Annotated in this window: 15 protein-coding genes and 1 pseudogene; 14 read left to right on the top strand and 2 right to left on the bottom strand. The window is 73.3% G+C overall.

Features of this window, described 5'->3' with window-relative positions; all coding sequences use genetic code 11:
- The first annotated feature begins 14 nt into the window (after positions 1 to 14).
- From IPL61_27980 to bioD, 3 genes are all read left to right on the top strand, one after another.
- Positions 15 to 1,148 carry an 8-amino-7-oxononanoate synthase gene (locus IPL61_27980; GenBank protein MBK9035060.1) on the top strand — a complete coding sequence of 378 codons (1,134 nt, stop codon included), beginning with the start codon at positions 15 to 17 and terminating at the stop codon, positions 1,146 to 1,148.
- A gap of 1,157 nt (positions 1,149 to 2,305) precedes the next feature.
- Positions 2,306 to 3,652, top strand: a complete 1,347-nt coding sequence (gene bioA, locus IPL61_27985) for an adenosylmethionine--8-amino-7-oxononanoate transaminase (protein MBK9035061.1) — start codon at positions 2,306 to 2,308, stop codon at positions 3,650 to 3,652.
- Complete coding sequence (gene bioD, locus IPL61_27990; GenBank protein MBK9035062.1) at positions 3,649 to 4,305, top strand: dethiobiotin synthase; 657 nt, start codon at positions 3,649 to 3,651, stop codon at positions 4,303 to 4,305. The genes bioA and bioD overlap by 4 nt, the downstream gene beginning before the upstream one ends.
- 672 nt (positions 4,306 to 4,977) lie before the next feature.
- Here the strand turns inward: bioD and rsmG are convergent.
- Positions 4,978 to 5,562 (bottom strand): 16S rRNA (guanine(527)-N(7))-methyltransferase RsmG, encoded by a 585-nt coding sequence (gene rsmG, locus IPL61_27995; protein MBK9035063.1) that lies wholly within the window; start codon positions 5,560 to 5,562, stop codon positions 4,978 to 4,980.
- On the bottom strand, positions 5,549 to 6,697 hold the full coding sequence (locus tag IPL61_28000) for a DUF2088 domain-containing protein (GenBank protein ID MBK9035064.1): 1,149 nt from the start codon (positions 6,695 to 6,697) through the stop codon (positions 5,549 to 5,551). Before IPL61_28000 ends, rsmG begins: the two co-directional genes overlap by 14 nt.
- 499 nt (positions 6,698 to 7,196) lie before the next feature.
- Between IPL61_28000 and IPL61_28005 the strand changes: the two are divergent.
- The 11 genes and pseudogenes from IPL61_28005 to IPL61_28055 all read left to right on the top strand — a co-directional run bounded on the left by IPL61_28005 (position 7,197) and on the right by IPL61_28055 (position 16,365).
- Positions 7,197 to 7,478: pseudogene (locus tag IPL61_28005) on the top strand (DUF4388 domain-containing protein).
- Positions 7,479 to 8,235: 757 nt separating this feature from the next.
- Entirely contained in the window at positions 8,236 to 9,858 is a 1,623-nt protein-coding gene (locus IPL61_28010) for a tetratricopeptide repeat protein (protein ID MBK9035065.1), read from the top strand.
- Complete coding sequence (locus tag IPL61_28015) at positions 9,858 to 10,043, top strand: hypothetical protein (protein ID MBK9035066.1); 186 nt, start codon at positions 9,858 to 9,860, stop codon at positions 10,041 to 10,043. Before IPL61_28010 ends, IPL61_28015 begins: the two co-directional genes overlap by 1 nt.
- On the top strand, positions 10,043 to 10,228 hold the full coding sequence (locus IPL61_28020) for a hypothetical protein (GenBank protein MBK9035067.1): 186 nt from the start codon (positions 10,043 to 10,045) through the stop codon (positions 10,226 to 10,228). Before IPL61_28015 ends, IPL61_28020 begins: the two co-directional genes overlap by 1 nt.
- Positions 10,228 to 10,413 carry a hypothetical protein gene (locus tag IPL61_28025; GenBank protein MBK9035068.1) on the top strand — a complete coding sequence of 62 codons (186 nt, stop codon included), beginning with the start codon at positions 10,228 to 10,230 and terminating at the stop codon, positions 10,411 to 10,413. Before IPL61_28020 ends, IPL61_28025 begins: the two co-directional genes overlap by 1 nt.
- Positions 10,410 to 11,438, top strand: a complete 1,029-nt coding sequence (gene tsaD / locus IPL61_28030; protein ID MBK9035069.1) for a tRNA (adenosine(37)-N6)-threonylcarbamoyltransferase complex transferase subunit TsaD — start codon at positions 10,410 to 10,412, stop codon at positions 11,436 to 11,438. Before IPL61_28025 ends, tsaD begins: the two co-directional genes overlap by 4 nt.
- Positions 11,425 to 12,324: a ribosomal RNA small subunit methyltransferase A gene (gene rsmA / locus IPL61_28035; protein ID MBK9035070.1), complete on the top strand. Its 900-nt coding sequence runs from the start codon at positions 11,425 to 11,427 to the stop codon at positions 12,322 to 12,324. Before tsaD ends, rsmA begins: the two co-directional genes overlap by 14 nt.
- 15 nt (positions 12,325 to 12,339) lie before the next feature.
- Positions 12,340 to 13,176, top strand: coding sequence for a bifunctional DNA-formamidopyrimidine glycosylase/DNA-(apurinic or apyrimidinic site) lyase (gene mutM / locus IPL61_28040; protein MBK9035071.1), 837 nt, complete (start codon positions 12,340 to 12,342; stop codon positions 13,174 to 13,176).
- 140 nt (positions 13,177 to 13,316) lie between these two features.
- Complete coding sequence (locus IPL61_28045; GenBank protein MBK9035072.1) at positions 13,317 to 13,919, top strand: RNA polymerase sigma factor; 603 nt, start codon at positions 13,317 to 13,319, stop codon at positions 13,917 to 13,919.
- A 4-nt stretch (positions 13,920 to 13,923) separates the two neighbouring features.
- On the top strand, positions 13,924 to 15,033 hold the full coding sequence (locus IPL61_28050; protein MBK9035073.1) for a hypothetical protein: 1,110 nt from the start codon (positions 13,924 to 13,926) through the stop codon (positions 15,031 to 15,033).
- A 30-nt stretch (positions 15,034 to 15,063) separates the two neighbouring features.
- Positions 15,064 to 16,365, top strand: a complete 1,302-nt coding sequence (locus IPL61_28055; protein MBK9035074.1) for a monooxygenase — start codon at positions 15,064 to 15,066, stop codon at positions 16,363 to 16,365.
- Positions 16,366 to 16,475: the final 110 nt, after the last annotated feature.

Raw genomic sequence — 16,475 nt, forward strand, 5'->3', positions numbered from 1 at the left:
GCTATAGTGCCGCGGTGTCGAGCCTGGGTTTCATCGAGGACGAACTCGCGGCGCTGGCCGCGCACGGCCGGCTTCGGATCGCGCGCACGGTGGAGGCGCGGCGCGGCGCCGAGGTGGTCGTCGACGGGCGGACGCTGGTCAACTTCGCCGCCAACGACTACCTGGGCCTCGCGCTCGATCCGCGGCTGGCGACGGCGGCCGCGGCGGCGGAGCGCGAGCTCGGGACCGGCGCCGGCGCGTCGCGCTTGATCTCCGGGCACACCGTGGTCACGGCGGAGCTCGAGCGCGCGCTCGCGGCCTGGGTCGGCCGGCCCTCGGCTCGATTGTTTAACTCGGGATACTCGGCCAACACGGGATTACTTCCTTGTGTAGCTAATTCGGGAGATGTGATATTCTCGGATGAGCGCAACCACGCGAGCCTGATCGATGGCTGCCGGCTGGCGCGGGCGACGATCGAGATCTACCGCCACGCGGACCTCGACGATCTCGCGCGGCGCCTGCGGACGACGCCGGGGCGGCGCCGCTTCGTCGTGACCGAGAGCATCTTCTCGATGGATGGCGACCTCGCGCCGCTCGAGCCGCTGGTGACCCTGGCGCACGCCGCCGGCGCCGTGGTGATCGTGGACGACGCCCACGCGCTCGGGGTCGTCGGTCCAGGTGGCGCGGGGCTCGGCGCCGCCGCGGGCGCCGACATCGTGGTGGGGACGCTCGGCAAGTCCGTCGGCGCCGCGGGCGCGTTCGTCGCCGGACCCGCGGCGCTCGCCGACTTGCTCTGGAACCGCGCCCGCACGCTGGTGTTCTCGACTGGGATGACGATCGGGACGCAGGCGGCCGCGCTGGCCGGGGTTGCGATCGCTGCAGGGGGGGATGGGGACGAGCGCCGCGCCCGTCTTCAGACGCTGCGGGTCGGGCTCGGACGGCGGATGGAGTCGGGCAGCGCGGCCGCCATCGTGCCGGTGATTCTCGGCTCGGACCGCGCAGCCACCGCAGCCTCCGCGCGACTTGAGGAGCTCGGCTTCTGGGTGCCGGCCATCCGACCGCCGACAGTGGCCGAGGGCACCGCCCGGCTGCGGATCACCCTGTCGGCCGCACATTCGGCCGAGCAGGTCGCGGCGCTCAGCCGCGCGCTTGACGATCTCGGGGTCTGAGGCTGTTCCGGTCCTCCGGGGCCGGATCCCGGGTCCGGTTCGGGGCCACAGTTACCGACTGCCTGCCCCGGCGGACTGCCAGCCTCGGACGCGAAGCCCGGACATAGTGGTCGCCGAGGCGCAGGCGGTGGCGCACCCCATGGGCCGTGCTCAAACATGCCTCGCGCTGGCGAGATCGCGTGCGGTGTGCTCGAGCGAGCCGTGGTGTTATCCGTGGCGTGCGCGAGCGCGCTGCGGAACTGCGCGCGGCCCATGGGTGCGCCACCTGGCGCCTCGGGGAAGCGATGACCAGCCGGTTGACCGAGCCCGGATGACTCCGGGCCGGTTCCGGACCTGGCTTCGGTTCCGGTTCCAGATCTGGCGGTTCGGACCTGGCTTCGGTTTCGGACCTGGCTTCGGTTCCGGTTCCAGATCTGGCGGTTCGGACCTGGCTTCGGTTTCGGACCTGGCTTCGGTTCCGGTTCCGGACCTGGCTTCGGTTCCGGTTCCGGCCCCGGCTTCGGTGGGTTCCGAACCGGCGGCGGCTCGGGCTCCGGCTCGGGCTCCGGCTCGGGCTCCGGCTCCGGTTCCGGCTCGGGCTCGGGCCCCGGTTCTGGCTCTGGCTCGGGCTCGGGCTCCGGTTCTGGTTCTGGTTCTGGCTCTGGCTCGGGCCCCGGTTCTGGTTCTGGCTCGGGCTCGGGCTGCGGTTCTGGTTCTGGCTCGGGCTCGCCCCGGTTCTGGTTCTGGCTCGGGCTCGGGCTCGGGTTCTGGCTCTGGCTCGGGCTCGGGCTCCGGTTCTGGTTCTGGCTCGGGCTCGGGCTCGGGCTCCGGTTCGGGCTCGGGCTCGGGCTCGGGCTCCGGGTTCGGGTTCTGGCTCCGGCTCCTGGCTCCGGGTTCTGGCTCCGGTTCCGGATCCGGCTCCGGTTCCGGATCCGGTTCCGGTTCGGGCTCCGGTTCGGGTCGCCGGCGGTGTTCCACGTGGAACATGAGGGCGTCGGGGTTGGCGATGTTCCACGTGGAACATGGGGTGTCGGGGTTGGCGAATGCGGCGATGGGGTTGTCGATGTTCCACGTGGAACATCCGGCGGGCGGCGCTGGCGATGTTGCACGTGGAACATTGGGACGAAGTGGTCGATGTTCCACGTGGAACGCCGGGGCCGGCGAGCGTGGCGGGGACGATGGGGCCGAAGGTGGCGCGCGGAGCCTCTCCTATATATAAGGTGCGCGTGAGCTGGTCCGAGCGAGACAAGCAGGTCCTCTGGCACCCCTTCACGCAGGCGGCCGAGTGGTGCGCGGGTACGCCCCTGGTGATCGATCGAGCGGAAGGGAACTACCTGATCGACACGGATGGTCGGCGGTACCTCGACGGCGTGAGCTCCCTCTGGGTGACGACCCACGGCCACGGCGTACCGTCGATCGCGCGTGCGATCGCTGAGCAAGCAGCGCGGCTCGATCACTCCACGTTGCTCGGCCTGACCCACCCGCCGGCCATCCAGCTGGCCGAGCGGCTGGTGGCACTTGCTCCCGAGGGTCTGACCCGGGTCTTCTACTCCGACTCGGGCTCAACCGCGGTCGAGATCGCGCTCAAGCAAGCGTTCCAGTACTGGGCGTTGATGGGGCGGCCGAGCAAGCAGCGCTTCATCCACCTGGCCGAGTCCTATCACGGCGACACCCTCGGAGCGGTCGGGGTTGGAGGCATGGGCCTATTCCACCGGATCTTCGGGCCGCTGGTCGTCGCCGGGATCAAGGTGCCGACCCCCGCACTCGAGCCCGCCATCGCCCTGCCGGCGCTCCGCGAACTGCTAGACCGGCGGGCCGACGAGATCGCGGCGCTGGTGATCGAGCCCCTGATCCAGGGCGCGGCGGGCATGCTTGTCCACCCGCCCGGCTACCTGGCGGCGGTCGCGGACCTGTGCCACGCCCACGATGTCCTCCTGATCGTCGACGAGGTCGCGACCGGCTTCGGCCGCACCGGGACCGTGTTCGCCTGCGAGCAGGAGCGGGTTCGACCCGACCTGATGTGCGTCGCCAAGGGCCTGACCGGCGGGACCCTGCCGCTCGCCGCGACCCTGAGCACCGAGCGGATCTACCAGGCCTTCGTCGCCCCCCGGCAGGACTTGACGACCTTCTTCCACGGCCACACCTACACCGGCAATCCGATCGCGTGTGCGGCGGCCCTCGCGAACCTCGACCTGCTCGCGGATCCCACTGTCTTGGCCAGCGTCCAAACCGCGACCGCCCACATGGCCGCGCTCCTCGCGAACCTCGCCGAGATCCCCGTCGTGCACCAGGTCCGCCAGGTGGGCCTGATGGCAGGCATCGAGCTCCGTCGGCCCAACGGGGAGCCCCTACCCTTCGAACAGTTCGTAGGTACGGCCGTGTGTGACCGGGCCCGGGCCCACGGGGTGATCTTGCGCCCACTCTCGGACGTCATCGTCTGGATGCCACCGCTGAGCATCGGGACCGCCGATCTCGACCACATGGCTCGCGCGACCCGCGCGGCGATCATCGAGGTGCTTGGATGAAGTACTTCGTGACCGGCACCGACACCGGCGTCGGCAAGACCCACGTGACCGCCGCGCTGGTCACCGGCCTTCGAGCCGCTGGGCGGCGCGCCCGGGCGGTCAAGCCGATCGAGACCGGCTGGGACGCCGAAACCAGCGACGCCGCCCGGTTGGCACTCGCGTCCGATGTCCCGATCGAACTCACCATCTGGCGCGCACTTCAGGCGCCGCGGTCCCCCAAGGCCGCGGCCGCGCTCGAGGGACGACCGATCGACGCTCCGGCACTGGTCCACTGGTGTGCCACCCAGGCTGGGGATCCGCTGTTCATCGAGGGAGCCGGGGGCTGGATGGTCCCGATCTCCGAGGCCGTGAGCATGCGCGATGTTGCCGTCGAGGCCGCCGATGCGGTCATCGTCGTCGGGCGCGCTGGCCTCGGGACCGTGAACCACTCGCTCCTGACGATCGCCGCGGTGCAGCAGCGTATGGCGATGATGGGGCTCATCCTCTCGCGCCACCCCGACGAGTCGCTGGAGTTCGCACGCGAGAACGCGGACGAGATCGCGGTCCAGACCGGCGCCCGCGTCGGCATCTTCCCCGACGATCTCGGCGCGATCTTCGACTGGTTCACGGGCGCATTTGACGACCACCCAACCCATCGGATCTCGCTCCGCTGATCAACTGGCTGGCGAACGTCGGAGGCGTTCCAGCTGTTCATGAACCTCCCCACCGACGACAATTACATCGCCCCATCCTCGGAGGTGTGACTCGCCGGCCCCGCGCAGCCTGCACGAGGGGCGAGGCTGGTGGATGAGCCGGTGATCCCTCTGCTGAACTGGTCAGCCGACGCGGCGGACGATCACGGCTCGCTGCCAGTCGGCCAGCTCGCAGGCGTGGCGGCTGTCCGTCGGGCCCACCCTCCATCCCGAGGACAATCCCGCCCTGGCGGACGAGCGTCGCGCCGAGGCGCAGTGCGGGGGCGGGCCCCCCGGGGGGCGCGGGGGGGGGGCCGTCGCGCCGAGAGTCCGCCACTCGGAGATCTCGAAGGCTGGGTGATGCGCCGGGTGATCCCTCTGCTGAACTGGTCAGCCGACGCGGCGGACGATCACGGCTCGCTGCCGGTCGGCCAGCTCGTAGGCGTGGCGGCTGTTGGTCGGGCCCACCCTCCATCCCGAGGACAATCCCGCCCTGGCGAACGATCGTCGCGCCGACTGTCAGCCACTCGGAGATCTCGAAGGCTGGGTGATGCGCCGGGGTGATCCCTCTGCTGACCTGGTCAGCCGCCGCGGCGCCGCCTGATCGAGGCAGCGGCGGGTTGAGTTGGAGAGGTGATCCCTCTGCTGAACTGGTCAGCCGACGCGGCGGACGATCACGGCTCGCTGCCGGTCGGCCAGCTCGTAGGCGTGGCGGCTGTCGGTCGGGCCCAGATCGACCCGCTCACGACCCTCCATCCCGAGGACGATTCCGCCCTGGCGGACGAGCGTCGCGCCGAGTGTCAGCCACTCGGAGATCTCGAACGTTGCGCGTGAGGTGGCCGCGTCGAAGTCGTGGTCGATCGCAGGATCAACGCGCCGCGTCATCACCTCCAGTCGAGACAGCTCCAGCTCGCGCGCGACCGATGACAAGAACGCGGTCTTCTTGTGGAGTGGCTCGACGCACCGGATCGAGGCGCGGTCCAGGACGATCGCAATCACCAGACCCGGGAACCCGCCGCCGCTGCCGACGTCGACGATTGAATCACATTCACGAACGTGCGGGATCACGGCGAGCGAGTCGATCACGTGCTGGGTGATCTCGGCCGGGGTCCGCGCCGCCGACAGGTTGATGCGTCTGTTCCAGCGCTCGAACAGCTCGACGAAGCGCACCAGCCGCGGCGCCGCCGCCGCGACGTCGAGCGCACTGGCCGCCCGCGCGACGTCGTCATGCCAGGTCATCGGCGATCACTTTGCTCGCGAGCGGCACGACGAGCAACTCCTCGACACCCTCGACCGCGGTCGCCAGGTCCGGGGCCCAGCGCGCGTAGCTCGGGCCGACCGTCGCAGCGTCGAGGCTCGACACCAGCACCACCTCGTGCTCCGGCGGGAGGCGCGGCCGCAGGCCGAGCTCGTAGATGCCGCGGTTGACCACATCGACGGGACCGATGCCGTCCTCGCACGGCGCCACGATGACCACGCGGCCGCCCGGCCGGACCCAGCGCGCGACCGCGGCGACGCACTTGCTGGCCTGATACAGCGAGCGCGTGACCGGCGCGCGATCGGCCACCACCACGCACGCGGCCGGCGCGGCGCGCGCGGTCAGCCACGGCCGCGCCAGCGCGGCGCCGACCCGGAACGCCGCGTCCAGATCCCCGGCGACCACGGCCTGCACCTGATCGTGGCGATCGGCGACGCCGTCGAGCAGGAACGCGCGCGGCACGGCGAGCCGGGCCGCCTCCTCGAGATCGAGCCGACACGGGTTGTCGTCGACGGCGCCGGCCCGCGCCCGCGCGTCGGCCTTCCACAGATGGTTGGTGCGCGCGGCCCGGCTCGAGGCCAGGCCCGGGAAGATCGCCTTGGCGCCGGCGCCAAAGCCAGCGAAGTAGTGCGCGCGGATCACGCCGGTCGCGATCACCAGGTCGGCCTCGACGCAGGCGCGATGGACCTCCACCGGCGTGCCGCGCGCGGTCGCGCCGACGACGACCAGGTCGGTGTCATCGTGGCCGTCGTGGTCGAGGACGTCGACGTCGCGCAGGTGCGCGAGCCCGAGCGCCGCGAGGCCGCCGCTGCGCCCGTGCGTGCCGGTCGCGACCGCGATGGTCAGCCGCACCTCGGGCAGGCGCGCGCGGAGGGCGTCGACGAACGCGGCGCGCGGCTCGGCCCGGGTGGCGTCGCTGACGATGACGAGCACCCGATCGCCGCGGCGGGCCCGGGCCTCGAGCGTCGGGCCGCCGATCGGGGCGGCCAGCGCGGTCGCGCACAGGTCGTCGATCGGCGGTGGCGGCGTCGCCGGAGGCACCGCTAGCGTGGTGATCACCGCGCTGGTGTCAGCGGTCAGCTCGCCGCGTCCGAACGGGACCACGACCCGCGCCATGGCCAGACGGTACCAGGTCGGTAGCGACGCGTCGTCGGGTCGGTTACCATGCCGCCGGTCGATCGTGTCGAAGCAGACCCTTCTCCTCGTCGACGGTGATCCGCGCAGCCTGCGCGTGCTCGAGGTGTCGCTCAAGAAGGCGGGCTTCGTCGTCACGACCGCGGTCAACGGCAAGGACGCGCTCGAGAAGGTCGAGCTGTCGCCGCCCGACCTGGTCATCTCGGAGACCCTGCTCGACGAGATCGACGGCTACGCGTTCTGCCAGCGGCTCAAGGCCAATCCGGAGTGGGCCGACATCCCGTTCGTGTTCCTGACGGCCCAGACCGAGATCGAGTCGAAGATCAAAGGGCTCGAGCTCGGGGTCGACGACTACCTGACCAAGCCGATCTACATCAAGGAGATCGTCGCGCGCGCGCGCATCCTGATCCAGAAGCGCCAGCGCACGCGCATCGAGGAGCGCCGCGACGGCCGCACCAGGTTCTCGGGCCGCATCATCGACATGCCGGTCGTCGACCTGATCCAGACGATCGAGATCAGCCGCAAGGCTGGGCTCATCTACTTCACCGGCGAGGTCGGCAAGCAGGCGGCGATCTACTTCCGCGACGGCAAGGTCATCGACGCCGAGGCCGGGCCCCTGCAAGGCGAGGACGCGGTCTACCGGCTCCTGACGTGGAACGAGGGCGAGTTCGAGGTCGTGTTTCGCACCGTCCGGCGGCGCGACGTCATCACCGTGTCGTCGCAGGCGCTGCTGATGGAGGGCATGCGGCGCCTCGACGAGTGGGGGCGCCTCAGCGAGCAGCTCCCGGGCCTCGACATCCGGTTCGAGGTCGACGCGCGCGAGCTGACCAATCGGCTCGGCGATATCCCCGACGAGCACAACGCGATCCTGCGCCTGTTCGACGGCCGGCGGACGGTGATGGAGGTGATCGACTCGAGCGACTACGGCGATCTCGAGTGCCTCGAGGTCATCGCCAAGCTGTTCTTCGAGGGCCTGCTGGTCGAGCTCGGGCCGGGCAAGGAGCGGCGCGCCACCGGCGAGTGGACGGTGCCATCGTCGGTGCTCGACGAGACGCCCGGCCCCGACCGCGACCTGATCATCGCCAACGATCCGGTGACCGAGCTGGGCAGCCACGGCGAGCTACCGGGCGCGGCTGCTCCGGGGGCGCGCGCGCCGACGTCACCGCCCGCGCCGGTGGCGTCACCCGCGCCGGCCCCGATGTCACCAGGCGCGCGCGGTTCGGCGCCAGCGTCGCCGGCCCGGCCCGGATCGGCGCCCGCACGGACCGCGACGTCACCGGCGACGCTCGGGTCGACGCCGGCGCGGGCGTTGACGTCCCCGGCGTCGCCAGCACCCGTGTCCGCCGCGCCCGCGGGTCCGCCGGACGACGACGAGGCGTCGTTCGCCGATGTCACGCTCACGCCGCCGCCGGTCGACGTCGAGCTGGCGGCGCCCACCGGCGCGTCCGCGGCGACGGCGTCGCTGGCCGCGCAGCTGGCGACCGTCGCGGAGGCGCCGTCGCTGGCCGCTGGCCGCGGAGGTGGCGCCGTCGCCGTCGCTGGCCGCGCCGGTGGCGCCGGTCGCGGAGGTGGCGCCGTCGCCGGCGCTGGCCGCGCAGCTGGCGACCGTCGCGGAGGTGCCGTCGCTGGCCGCACCGGTGGCGCCGGTCGCGGAGGTGGCGCCGTCGCCGGCGCTGGCCGCGCCGGTGGCGCCGGTCGCGGAGGTGTCGCCGTCGCCGGCGCTGGCCGCGCCGGTGGCGCCGGTCGCGGAGGTGGCGTCGCTGGCCGCGCACGTGGCGCCGGTCGCGGAGAGCCCGGAGGTGCCGTCGCTGGCCGCGCCGGTGGCGCCGGTCGCGGAGGTGCCGACGCTGGCCGCGCAGCTGGCGACGGTCGAGGAGAACCCGGCGGTGCCGGCCACGCCGCCGCGCCGCAAGAGCCTGATCGAGAAGGCTATCGACGAGTCGGACCTGGTCGGGATGGGGATCGGCGACGTCGACGAGATCCTCGGCCTCAAGACCCCTTCGAGCCCCGCCCTCGCGGTGCCCCTGGCCCCGCCGACGATCGACTCTGGACCGATCCCGGTGGCGATCTACGCCGACGATCCGACGCCGCTGCCGCCGCCGATGGTGATCGACGCCGACGACGATCTGCCTCGCAGGACCACGTCGCAAGGCGCCGACGTCGCCCAGGTCGCCGGCGAGGTCGAGGCGCCGCCGGCGACGGTCGACGCCGATCCGGCGCGCGAGCTCGTCACGATCCGCCCGAAGCGCCAGACCCGGGAGCAGCCCGCGATCACCGGGTCGCCCGACGGCGGGTCGCCCGCCGCTGGGCCGCCCGCGATCACCGGGTCGCCCGACGGCGGGCCGCCCGCCGCTGGGCCGCCCGCGGTCACCGGGGCGCCCGCGGTCACCGGGGCGCCCGCCGCTGGGCCGCCCGACGCCGGGGCGTCCGACGCCGGGCCGCCCGCGGCCGCGCGGCCGCGCGGCGACGACGATCCGGTCCCACGCGCCGCGGCCGCCTCGATCCCGCCCAACCAGCGCGGGCCCCGATGGCCTGCGATCGTCACGGGCCTCGGCGCGCTGGCGATCCTGGCCTTCGTGGTCACGACAGCGGGTCGCGGCGGCGCGCGGTCGAAGGCGATCGACGCCGGTCCGGTCGCCCGCACGTCGGACGCGCGGGTGAGCGCGCCGGAGATCGTCGACGCGGCGCCGCCGGTGCCGACCGACGCGGCCCCACCCGCGGACGCGCGGGCGATCGACGCGGCCCCACCCGCGGACGCGCCGGTCGCCGAGGGGCCCGGCCCGGACGCCGGCATCGACCACAAGGCCGCGCTCGCCGGGGCTCGCGCCGCGCTCGACGACGGCGACTACGCGCGCGCGCTCGAGCTGGCCGACACGTCGCTCGCCGGTCGGCGCACGTCGCGCGCGTACATCGTGCGGGCCGACGCGTTGCGCCGCCTCGGCCGCATCGATCTGGCCGTGCAGGCGATCGACGCGGCGATCAAGGCCAACAACTCCTACGCCCCGGCGTGGGAGCTCAAGGGCAAGATCTTGTGGAGCGCGCGGCGCTACGCGGAGGCCCGGCCAGTGTTCGAGCGGTTCCTCGAGCTGCAGCCGACCGGCGAGGCCGCCGACACCGCGCGTGCGCTGCTGGGGACCAAGTGATGCGGGCGCTCGGGCTCGAGCCCTCGTGCGACGAGGCCGCGGCGGTCGTGGCCGCCGGTCCGCGCGCGCTGTCGGACGTGGGCGCGTCGCCGCACGACGGCCACGGGCCCGATGGCAACGTCGATACTCGCGCGGCGGCCGACCGTGTCGCCGCTCCGGTGCGCGCGCTGCTGGGGACCAAGTGATGCGGGCGCTCGGGCTCGAGCCCTCGTGCGACGAGGCCGCGGCGGTCGTGGCCGCCGGCCCGCGCGCGCTGTCGGACGTGGGCGCGTCGCCGCACGACGGCCACGGGCCCGATGGCAACGTCGATACTCGCGCGGCGGCCGACCGTGTCGCCGCGCCGGTGCGCGCGCTGCTGAGGACGGCGTGATGCGGGCGCTCGGGCTCGAGCCCTCGTGCGACGAGGCCGCGGCGGTCGTGGCCGCCGGCCCGCGCGCGCTGTCGGACGTGGGCGCGTCGCCGCACGACGGCCACGGGCCCGATGGCAACGTCGATACTCGCGCGGCGGCCGACCGTGTCGCCGCGCCGGTGCGCGCGCTGCTGAGGACGGCGTGATGCTGGTGCTCGGGCTCGAGAGCTCGTGCGACGAGACCGCGGCGGCGGTCGTGGCCGACGGCACGCGCGCGCTGTCGGACGTGGTCGCGTCGCAGCACGACGTCCACGGACCCTACGGCGGCGTCGTGCCCGAGCTGGCGTCGCGCGCGCACGTCGTCAACGTGGTGCCGGTGCTCGACCAGGCGCTCGCGCGCGCCGGGGTCGGGCTGGCGCAGCTCGACGGCGTCGCCGTCACCTTCGGCCCGGGCCTGGTCGGCGCGCTCCTGGTCGCGGTCCAGACCGCCAAGGCGCTGGCCTGGGCGCGCGGGCTGCCGCTGGTCGGGGTCCACCACCTCGAGGGCCACCTGTCGGCGGTCTACCTCGAGCCCGATCCGCCGCCGCTGCCGCACCTGGCGCTGATCGTCTCGGGCGGCCACACCTCGCTGGTGCGCGTCGACGATCACGGCGTCGTCGTCGAGCTGGGCCGCACCCGCGACGACGCGGCCGGCGAGGCCTTCGACAAGGGCGCCAAGCTGCTCGGCCTCGGCTACCCCGGCGGCGCCGCGGTCGATCGCCTGGCGGCGACCGGTGATCCGCGGGCGGTCGTGATGCCGCGCGCGATGACCAGCCGCGCCAACGACGACTTCTCGTTCAGCGGCCTGAAGACCGCGCTGCTCCACCACGTGCGCGCCCACGGCGTGCCCGAGGGCCAGGGGCTCGCCGACCTGTGCGCGAGCTACCAGGGCGCGATCGTCGAGGTGCTGGTGCGCAAGACCCGGCGCCTGGCCCGCCGCGAGGGCCTCGCCCACGTGCAGGTGTGCGGCGGCGTGGCGGCCAACCGCGGGTTGCGCGCGGGGCTGGCCGCGGCGGCGGCCGAGGACGGCTTCCGCCTGTACGTGCCGGCGCCGGCGCGCTGCACCGACAACGCCGCGATGATCGCGGCGGCCGGGTACTACCGCCTGGCCCGCGGCGAGCGCGCCGATCTGACGCTCGGGGCCACCGCCAACCTGCCGCTGCCGCGGCGAGCCGTCCATGTCGCTCCCTGATCGCGGCGGCCCCGCCTTCCCGACCGCCGGCGCGCTGCTCGACAAGTACGGGCTGCGGGCCAAGAAGCACTTCGGCCAGAACTTCCTCACGTCCGAGCGCGTGTTCCGGGCGATCGTCGACGCGACGGTCCGCACCGACGACGAGTGGGTCGTCGAGATCGGCGCCGGCCTCGGCACCCTGACCGCGCGCCTGGCCGAGCGCGTGCCCGAGGGCAAGGTCATCGCGCTCGAGCGCGACCCCGACATGGTGGCGGTGCTGCAGGCCGAGCTGGGGCACCTCGACAACATCCAGATCGAGCCCGGGGACGCGCTGCGCTACGACCTCGCGGCGTGCGCGCGCTGGCGCGGCGATCCGATCGTCGTGTGCGGCAACCTGCCGTACCACATCGCCGCGCCGCTGATGTTCCGCACCGTCGCGGCCCGCGCCCACGTCGCCCGCGGCGTGTTCATGGTGCAGAAGGAGATGGCCGATCGCATCGTCGCGCCGCCCGGCACCAAGACCTACGGCGCGCTGTCGGTGATGCTGCAGTCGTTCGCGAGCTGTCGCGCCGTCGTGCAGGCGCCGGCCGGCGCGTTCACGCCCGCGCCCAAGGTCGACTCGGCGGTGGTCCGGCTCGACTTCACGGCCGCCCCGAAGCTGGACCTGCCGGACGAGGAGCACTACCGTGCGGTCGTGCACGCGGCGTTTGGACAGCGGCGCAAGACCCTGCGCAACGCGCTGCGCGCGGTCTACCGCGACGACGCGGTCGACGCGGCGCTGGCCGCGACGACGATCGACGGGATCCGCCGCGGCGAGACGCTCAACCTGGTCGAGTTCGCGGCGCTGGCGCGGTCGATCCCGTCGACGGCCCAGGTCGGCATCGTCGTCGAGGAGCACGGCGCGTGAGAGCGACCCCCGCGCATGCCTGAGCTGCCCGAGGTCGAGTCGGTCCGGCGCGGCCTGGTGCGGCGGCGCCTGCGCGGGGTCGCGATCGCGCGGGTGCGCTCGAGCGGGCTGCCGCTGCGGCTGGCGCGGCCGCAGCCGCTGGCGGCGCTGCGGCGCGCGACCCACGGCCGGCGCATCACCGACGTGCGGCGGCTGGGCAAGTACCTGCTGATCGAGCTCGACGGTCGCCACGCGGTGCTGGTGCACCTCGGCATGAGCGGCAACCTGACGACCACCAAGCGCGCGACCCCGTGGGCGCCGCACACCCACGTCGTGTTCGAGCTGACCGACGGCCGCGATCTCCGGTTCGTCGACCCGCGGCGGTTCGGTCTGGTCGAGGTGGTCGAGCGCGGGCGCGAGCGCGAGCACCCGTCGCTGGCGGTGCTGGGCCCCGACCCGATCGCCGAGGGGCTGCCGCTCGAGCACCTCGCCCAGGCGGCGCTCGGGCGCACGACCCCGGTCAAGACCTTCATCCTCGATCAGCGCGTGCTGGCGGGCGTCGGCAACATCTACGCGTCCGAAGCGCTGTGGCTGGCGCGGATCGCGCCGACCCGGCCGGCCGGCGCGCTGACCGCGGCCGACGCCGACGCGCTGGGCATCGCGATCAAGGACGTGCTCGAGTTCGCGATCGACAACGGCGGCACGACCCTGCGCGACTTCATCGGCGCCGACGGGGTGCCCGGCGACAACGGCGAGTACTTGCTGGTCTACGGCCGCGCGGGCGAGCCGTGCCCGCGCTGTCGGACCCCCATCCGGAAGTCGGTCCAGGCGGGGCGTGCGACCTACGCTTGTCCAACGTGTCAGGCCCGGTAGGGGTCTACTGATCAGATGCGTAAGCCGGCGCCCACCGCCTCGTTGCCAAGGGGGTTTGCCCCCCCGGCGAGCGTTGCGGTAGTGTCAGGCTCTCTCTGCCCGGGCAACCGCGCGATTCCGTTGCTCATTCAAACCGCACCATGCTGACGGCCGAGCCCGACGAAGACTTGATGGTGCGCTACCAGGCGGGCGAGGTGCGCGCGTTCGAGGTGCTCCTCGGTCGCCACCGCAAGCCGGTCTACAACTTCATCCTGCGCTACGTCGGCGACAAGGAGACCGCCGAGGATCTGCTGCAAGAGACCTTCATGCGCGTCATCAAGGGCGCCGAGGCTTACAAGCGGCAGGCCAAGTTCACGACGTGGCTTTACACCATTGCGCGGAACCTGTGCGTTGATCAAACCAGACGACGCAAGCACCGCAAGCACGCCTCGCTCGACGCGCCGCTGGCCGCCGACGAGGACAGCGGCACCCTGCTCGACGTCGTCGCCGGAAACGAGATGCCGTCCGACCGCAAGACCGTCAACAAGCAGCTGCACGCCAAGCTGCAGCACGCCATCGCGACCCTGGGCGACGAGCAGCGCGAGGTCTTCCTCATGCGCGAGTTCCTCGACATGCCGTTCAAGCAGATCGCCGACGTCGTCGGCGTCCCCGAGAACACCGTGAAGAGCCGGATGCGGTACGCGCTCGAGAAGCTGCGGCTCGAGCTCGACGAGTACAAGGACCTCGCGAAGGTCGCGCCGTGAGGCCGTGATGGCGGACGAGCGGTCACCCGAGCGGTCGCCCGAGGAAGGCGCCGCGCTGTCACCCGAGCTGTCACCTGAGCTGTCACCTGAGGAGGGCGCCGCGCTGTCGGCGCTGTACCGCGAGGCCGACGACGACGCCGAGCCGCCGGGCGAGTGGTCGTCGCTGCGCGACCTGATCGGCGCGGCGCGCGCCAGCGGCTTCGACGAGGAGCCGTCGCCGCGGATCGACGCGCTCCTGATGGCCGCGGCCCGGCAGCACGCGCCGGCGCCGCGCCGGCGCTGGTGGCAGCGCCTGGCGGCGTGGATGCAGCCGGTCATGGTGCACCCGGCCCTGGCCGGTGCGGCGGCGCTGGTCGTGGTCGTCGGCGCCGCCGGCGTCATGTACCGCCGCGGCACCAGCGAGGTCACGCATCCAGCGGCGCCCGTGCCGCAGCTCGCCGAGCGCGCGCGGTCAGGCGCGCCGCCGCCGACCGACGAAGGCGAGCCCGAAGCGGTCACCGCGGTCGCGCCGGCGGCCGACCCGAACGTCGGGGCGGAGGTGGCGACCGCCGACAAGCAGGCCGCGGCTGCGCCGACCACGCCTCGCCCTCGGCCTCGGCCCGCGCCCACCGCCGGGGCGCCCGCCGCTGGGCCCGCGTCCGCCGCCGGGCGCGGCGCGTCATTCAACGCCGATCGCGACGTCGACGACCGCATGCAGATCGCGGCCGACGAGGCCGCGCCACCGATGGTGACGGGGCGCGAGCCGCCGGTCCAGGCACCGTCGCCGCCGGTGACCGGGAGCAAGCCGCCGGTGCAAGCGGTGACCGGGAGCAAGCCGCCGGTCCAGGCACCGTCGCCGCCGCCGGTGAGCGAGCAGAAGCCATCGGCCCCGCCGCCGCCACCGCGGCCAGATGCGACCACCGCGCCGCGCGGCGGTGCGGTCAACACGCAGACCTCGGGGCCCGCGCGGGCTGAGCTCCTGCGTGCCGCGCAGCAGGCTGCCCGTCGGGGCGACTGCACGTCGGCGCGCGCGGTGTCGGACAAGGTGCGGGCGCTGGATCCGACCTATCACCGCGATGTGTTCGCGCGCGACCCCGACATCGCGCGCTGTCTCGCCGCCGCCAAAGCTAATTGACTTTGGTTCAAGAGCCGCGACAATGGGCCGATGCGCGCTCGCCATGCCCTGACCCTCGCGGTGCTCTCGGTCGCAGCCTGCGGCGGGGACGACCGCCCCGGATCGCCTGACGCCGCGACCGGCGCGACGTACTTCCAGGACGTCAAGCCGATCATCGACGCCAAGTGCCTCGGCTGTCACGCCACCGGCGGGATCGCGCCGTTCACGCTCGAGACCATCGACGAGGTCACCGAGAAGGGCGGCGTCGTCCTCGAGAACGTCGTGGCCAAGACCATGCCGCCGTGGCCGGTCAACCCCGACTGCAACCAGTACTTCGGCGATCGCTCGCTGACCGACGCGCAGATCGCGACCTTCCAGGCGTGGGCCGCCGGCGGCTACCAGGCCGGCGATCCCGCGCACCCCGGCGCGCCGCTCGTGACCGAGGAGCTCCGGCTGACCCGCGTCGATCAGACGCTGCGCATGGCCGCGCCCTACACGCCGCAGACCACGACCGAGAACCCCGACGAGTACCGCTGCTTCGTCATCCCGTGGCCCGAGACCACGACCACGTACGTGACCGGCTTCCGCGCGACGCCCGGCAACCCCAAGGTCGTGCACCACGTGATCGCGTTCCACGCCCAGCCGAACCAGGTCGCCGAGTACGAGGCGCTCGACGCGGCCGATCCCGGCGCCGGCTATCAGTGCTTCGGCGGCACCGGCGGGCCGTCGCGGACCTGGCTCGGCGCGTGGGCGCCGGGCAGCCTCGGCAGCGACGTGCCGGCCGGCACCGGCCTCGCGGTCGCGCCGGGCTCGGCGATCATCCTGCAGGTGCACTACAACGTGCTCCAGGCCGGGCCCGAGCCGGATCAGACCCAGATCGAGTTCAAGCTCGACGACGCCGTCGCCAAGGTCGCGACGATCCAGCCGTGGGCCAACCCGCAGTGGCTCGACACCCAGCTCATGCACATCCCGCCCAACGAGGCCGACGTGATGCACGCGTTCGAGTTCGACGCGACGCTCGCGACCGGCGGCCCGTTTCAGATCTACTCGGCCGGCCTGCACATGCACACGCTCGGCACGCGCATCAAGGCCAGCGCGATCACCGGCGCGGGCGTCGAGCAGTGCCTGGCGCAGATCGACGACTGGAACTTCCACTGGCAGGGCAGCTACGGCCTGCGCACGCCGATCACGTTCAATCGCGGCGACAAGCTCCGGGTCGAGTGCCACTGGGACAACACCGTCGCCAACCAGCCGATGGTCGGCGGCCAGCCGCGCACGCCCACCGACGTCTACTGGGGCGAGGGCACGACCGACGAGATGTGCCTCGGCGTCTTCTACATCACGCCGCTGTGATCGCGGGCTGACCGCGCCCGACCGGGCGCGTCCTGAGGCGCGTCGGTCGGCGCGCCCAGGTGGCCGCGCGATGCCGCGCGCCATCGCTCGTACCGCGCGCGCCGGCCGGC

It is taken from the genome of Myxococcales bacterium (assembly GCA_016717005.1).
Classification (GTDB): Bacteria; Myxococcota_A; Polyangia; order Haliangiales; family Haliangiaceae; genus UBA2376.

Bases quoted from the DNA above. Each gene is read 5' to 3' on its own strand.
- rsmA (MBK9035070.1), top strand. From the start codon at position 11,425: ATGTCGCTCCCTGATCGCGGCGGCCCCGCCTTCCCGACCGCCGGCGCG.
- IPL61_28020 (MBK9035067.1), top strand. From the start codon at position 10,043: ATGCGGGCGCTCGGGCTCGAGCCCTCGTGCGACGAGGCCGCGGCGGTC.
- bioD (MBK9035062.1), top strand. From the start codon at position 3,649: ATGAAGTACTTCGTGACCGGCACCGACACCGGCGTCGGCAAGACCCAC.
- IPL61_28045 (MBK9035072.1), top strand. From the start codon at position 13,317: ATGCTGACGGCCGAGCCCGACGAAGACTTGATGGTGCGCTACCAGGCG.
- IPL61_28055 (MBK9035074.1), top strand. From the start codon at position 15,064: ATGCGCGCTCGCCATGCCCTGACCCTCGCGGTGCTCTCGGTCGCAGCC.
- mutM (MBK9035071.1), top strand. From the start codon at position 12,340: ATGCCTGAGCTGCCCGAGGTCGAGTCGGTCCGGCGCGGCCTGGTGCGG.
- IPL61_28015 (MBK9035066.1), top strand. From the start codon at position 9,858: ATGCGGGCGCTCGGGCTCGAGCCCTCGTGCGACGAGGCCGCGGCGGTC.
- bioA (MBK9035061.1), top strand. From the start codon at position 2,306: ATGGGGCCGAAGGTGGCGCGCGGAGCCTCTCCTATATATAAGGTGCGC.
- IPL61_28000 (MBK9035064.1), bottom strand. From the start codon at position 6,697: ATGGCGCGGGTCGTGGTCCCGTTCGGACGCGGCGAGCTGACCGCTGAC.
- IPL61_28025 (MBK9035068.1), top strand. From the start codon at position 10,228: ATGCGGGCGCTCGGGCTCGAGCCCTCGTGCGACGAGGCCGCGGCGGTC.
- rsmG (MBK9035063.1), bottom strand. From the start codon at position 5,562: ATGACCTGGCATGACGACGTCGCGCGGGCGGCCAGTGCGCTCGACGTC.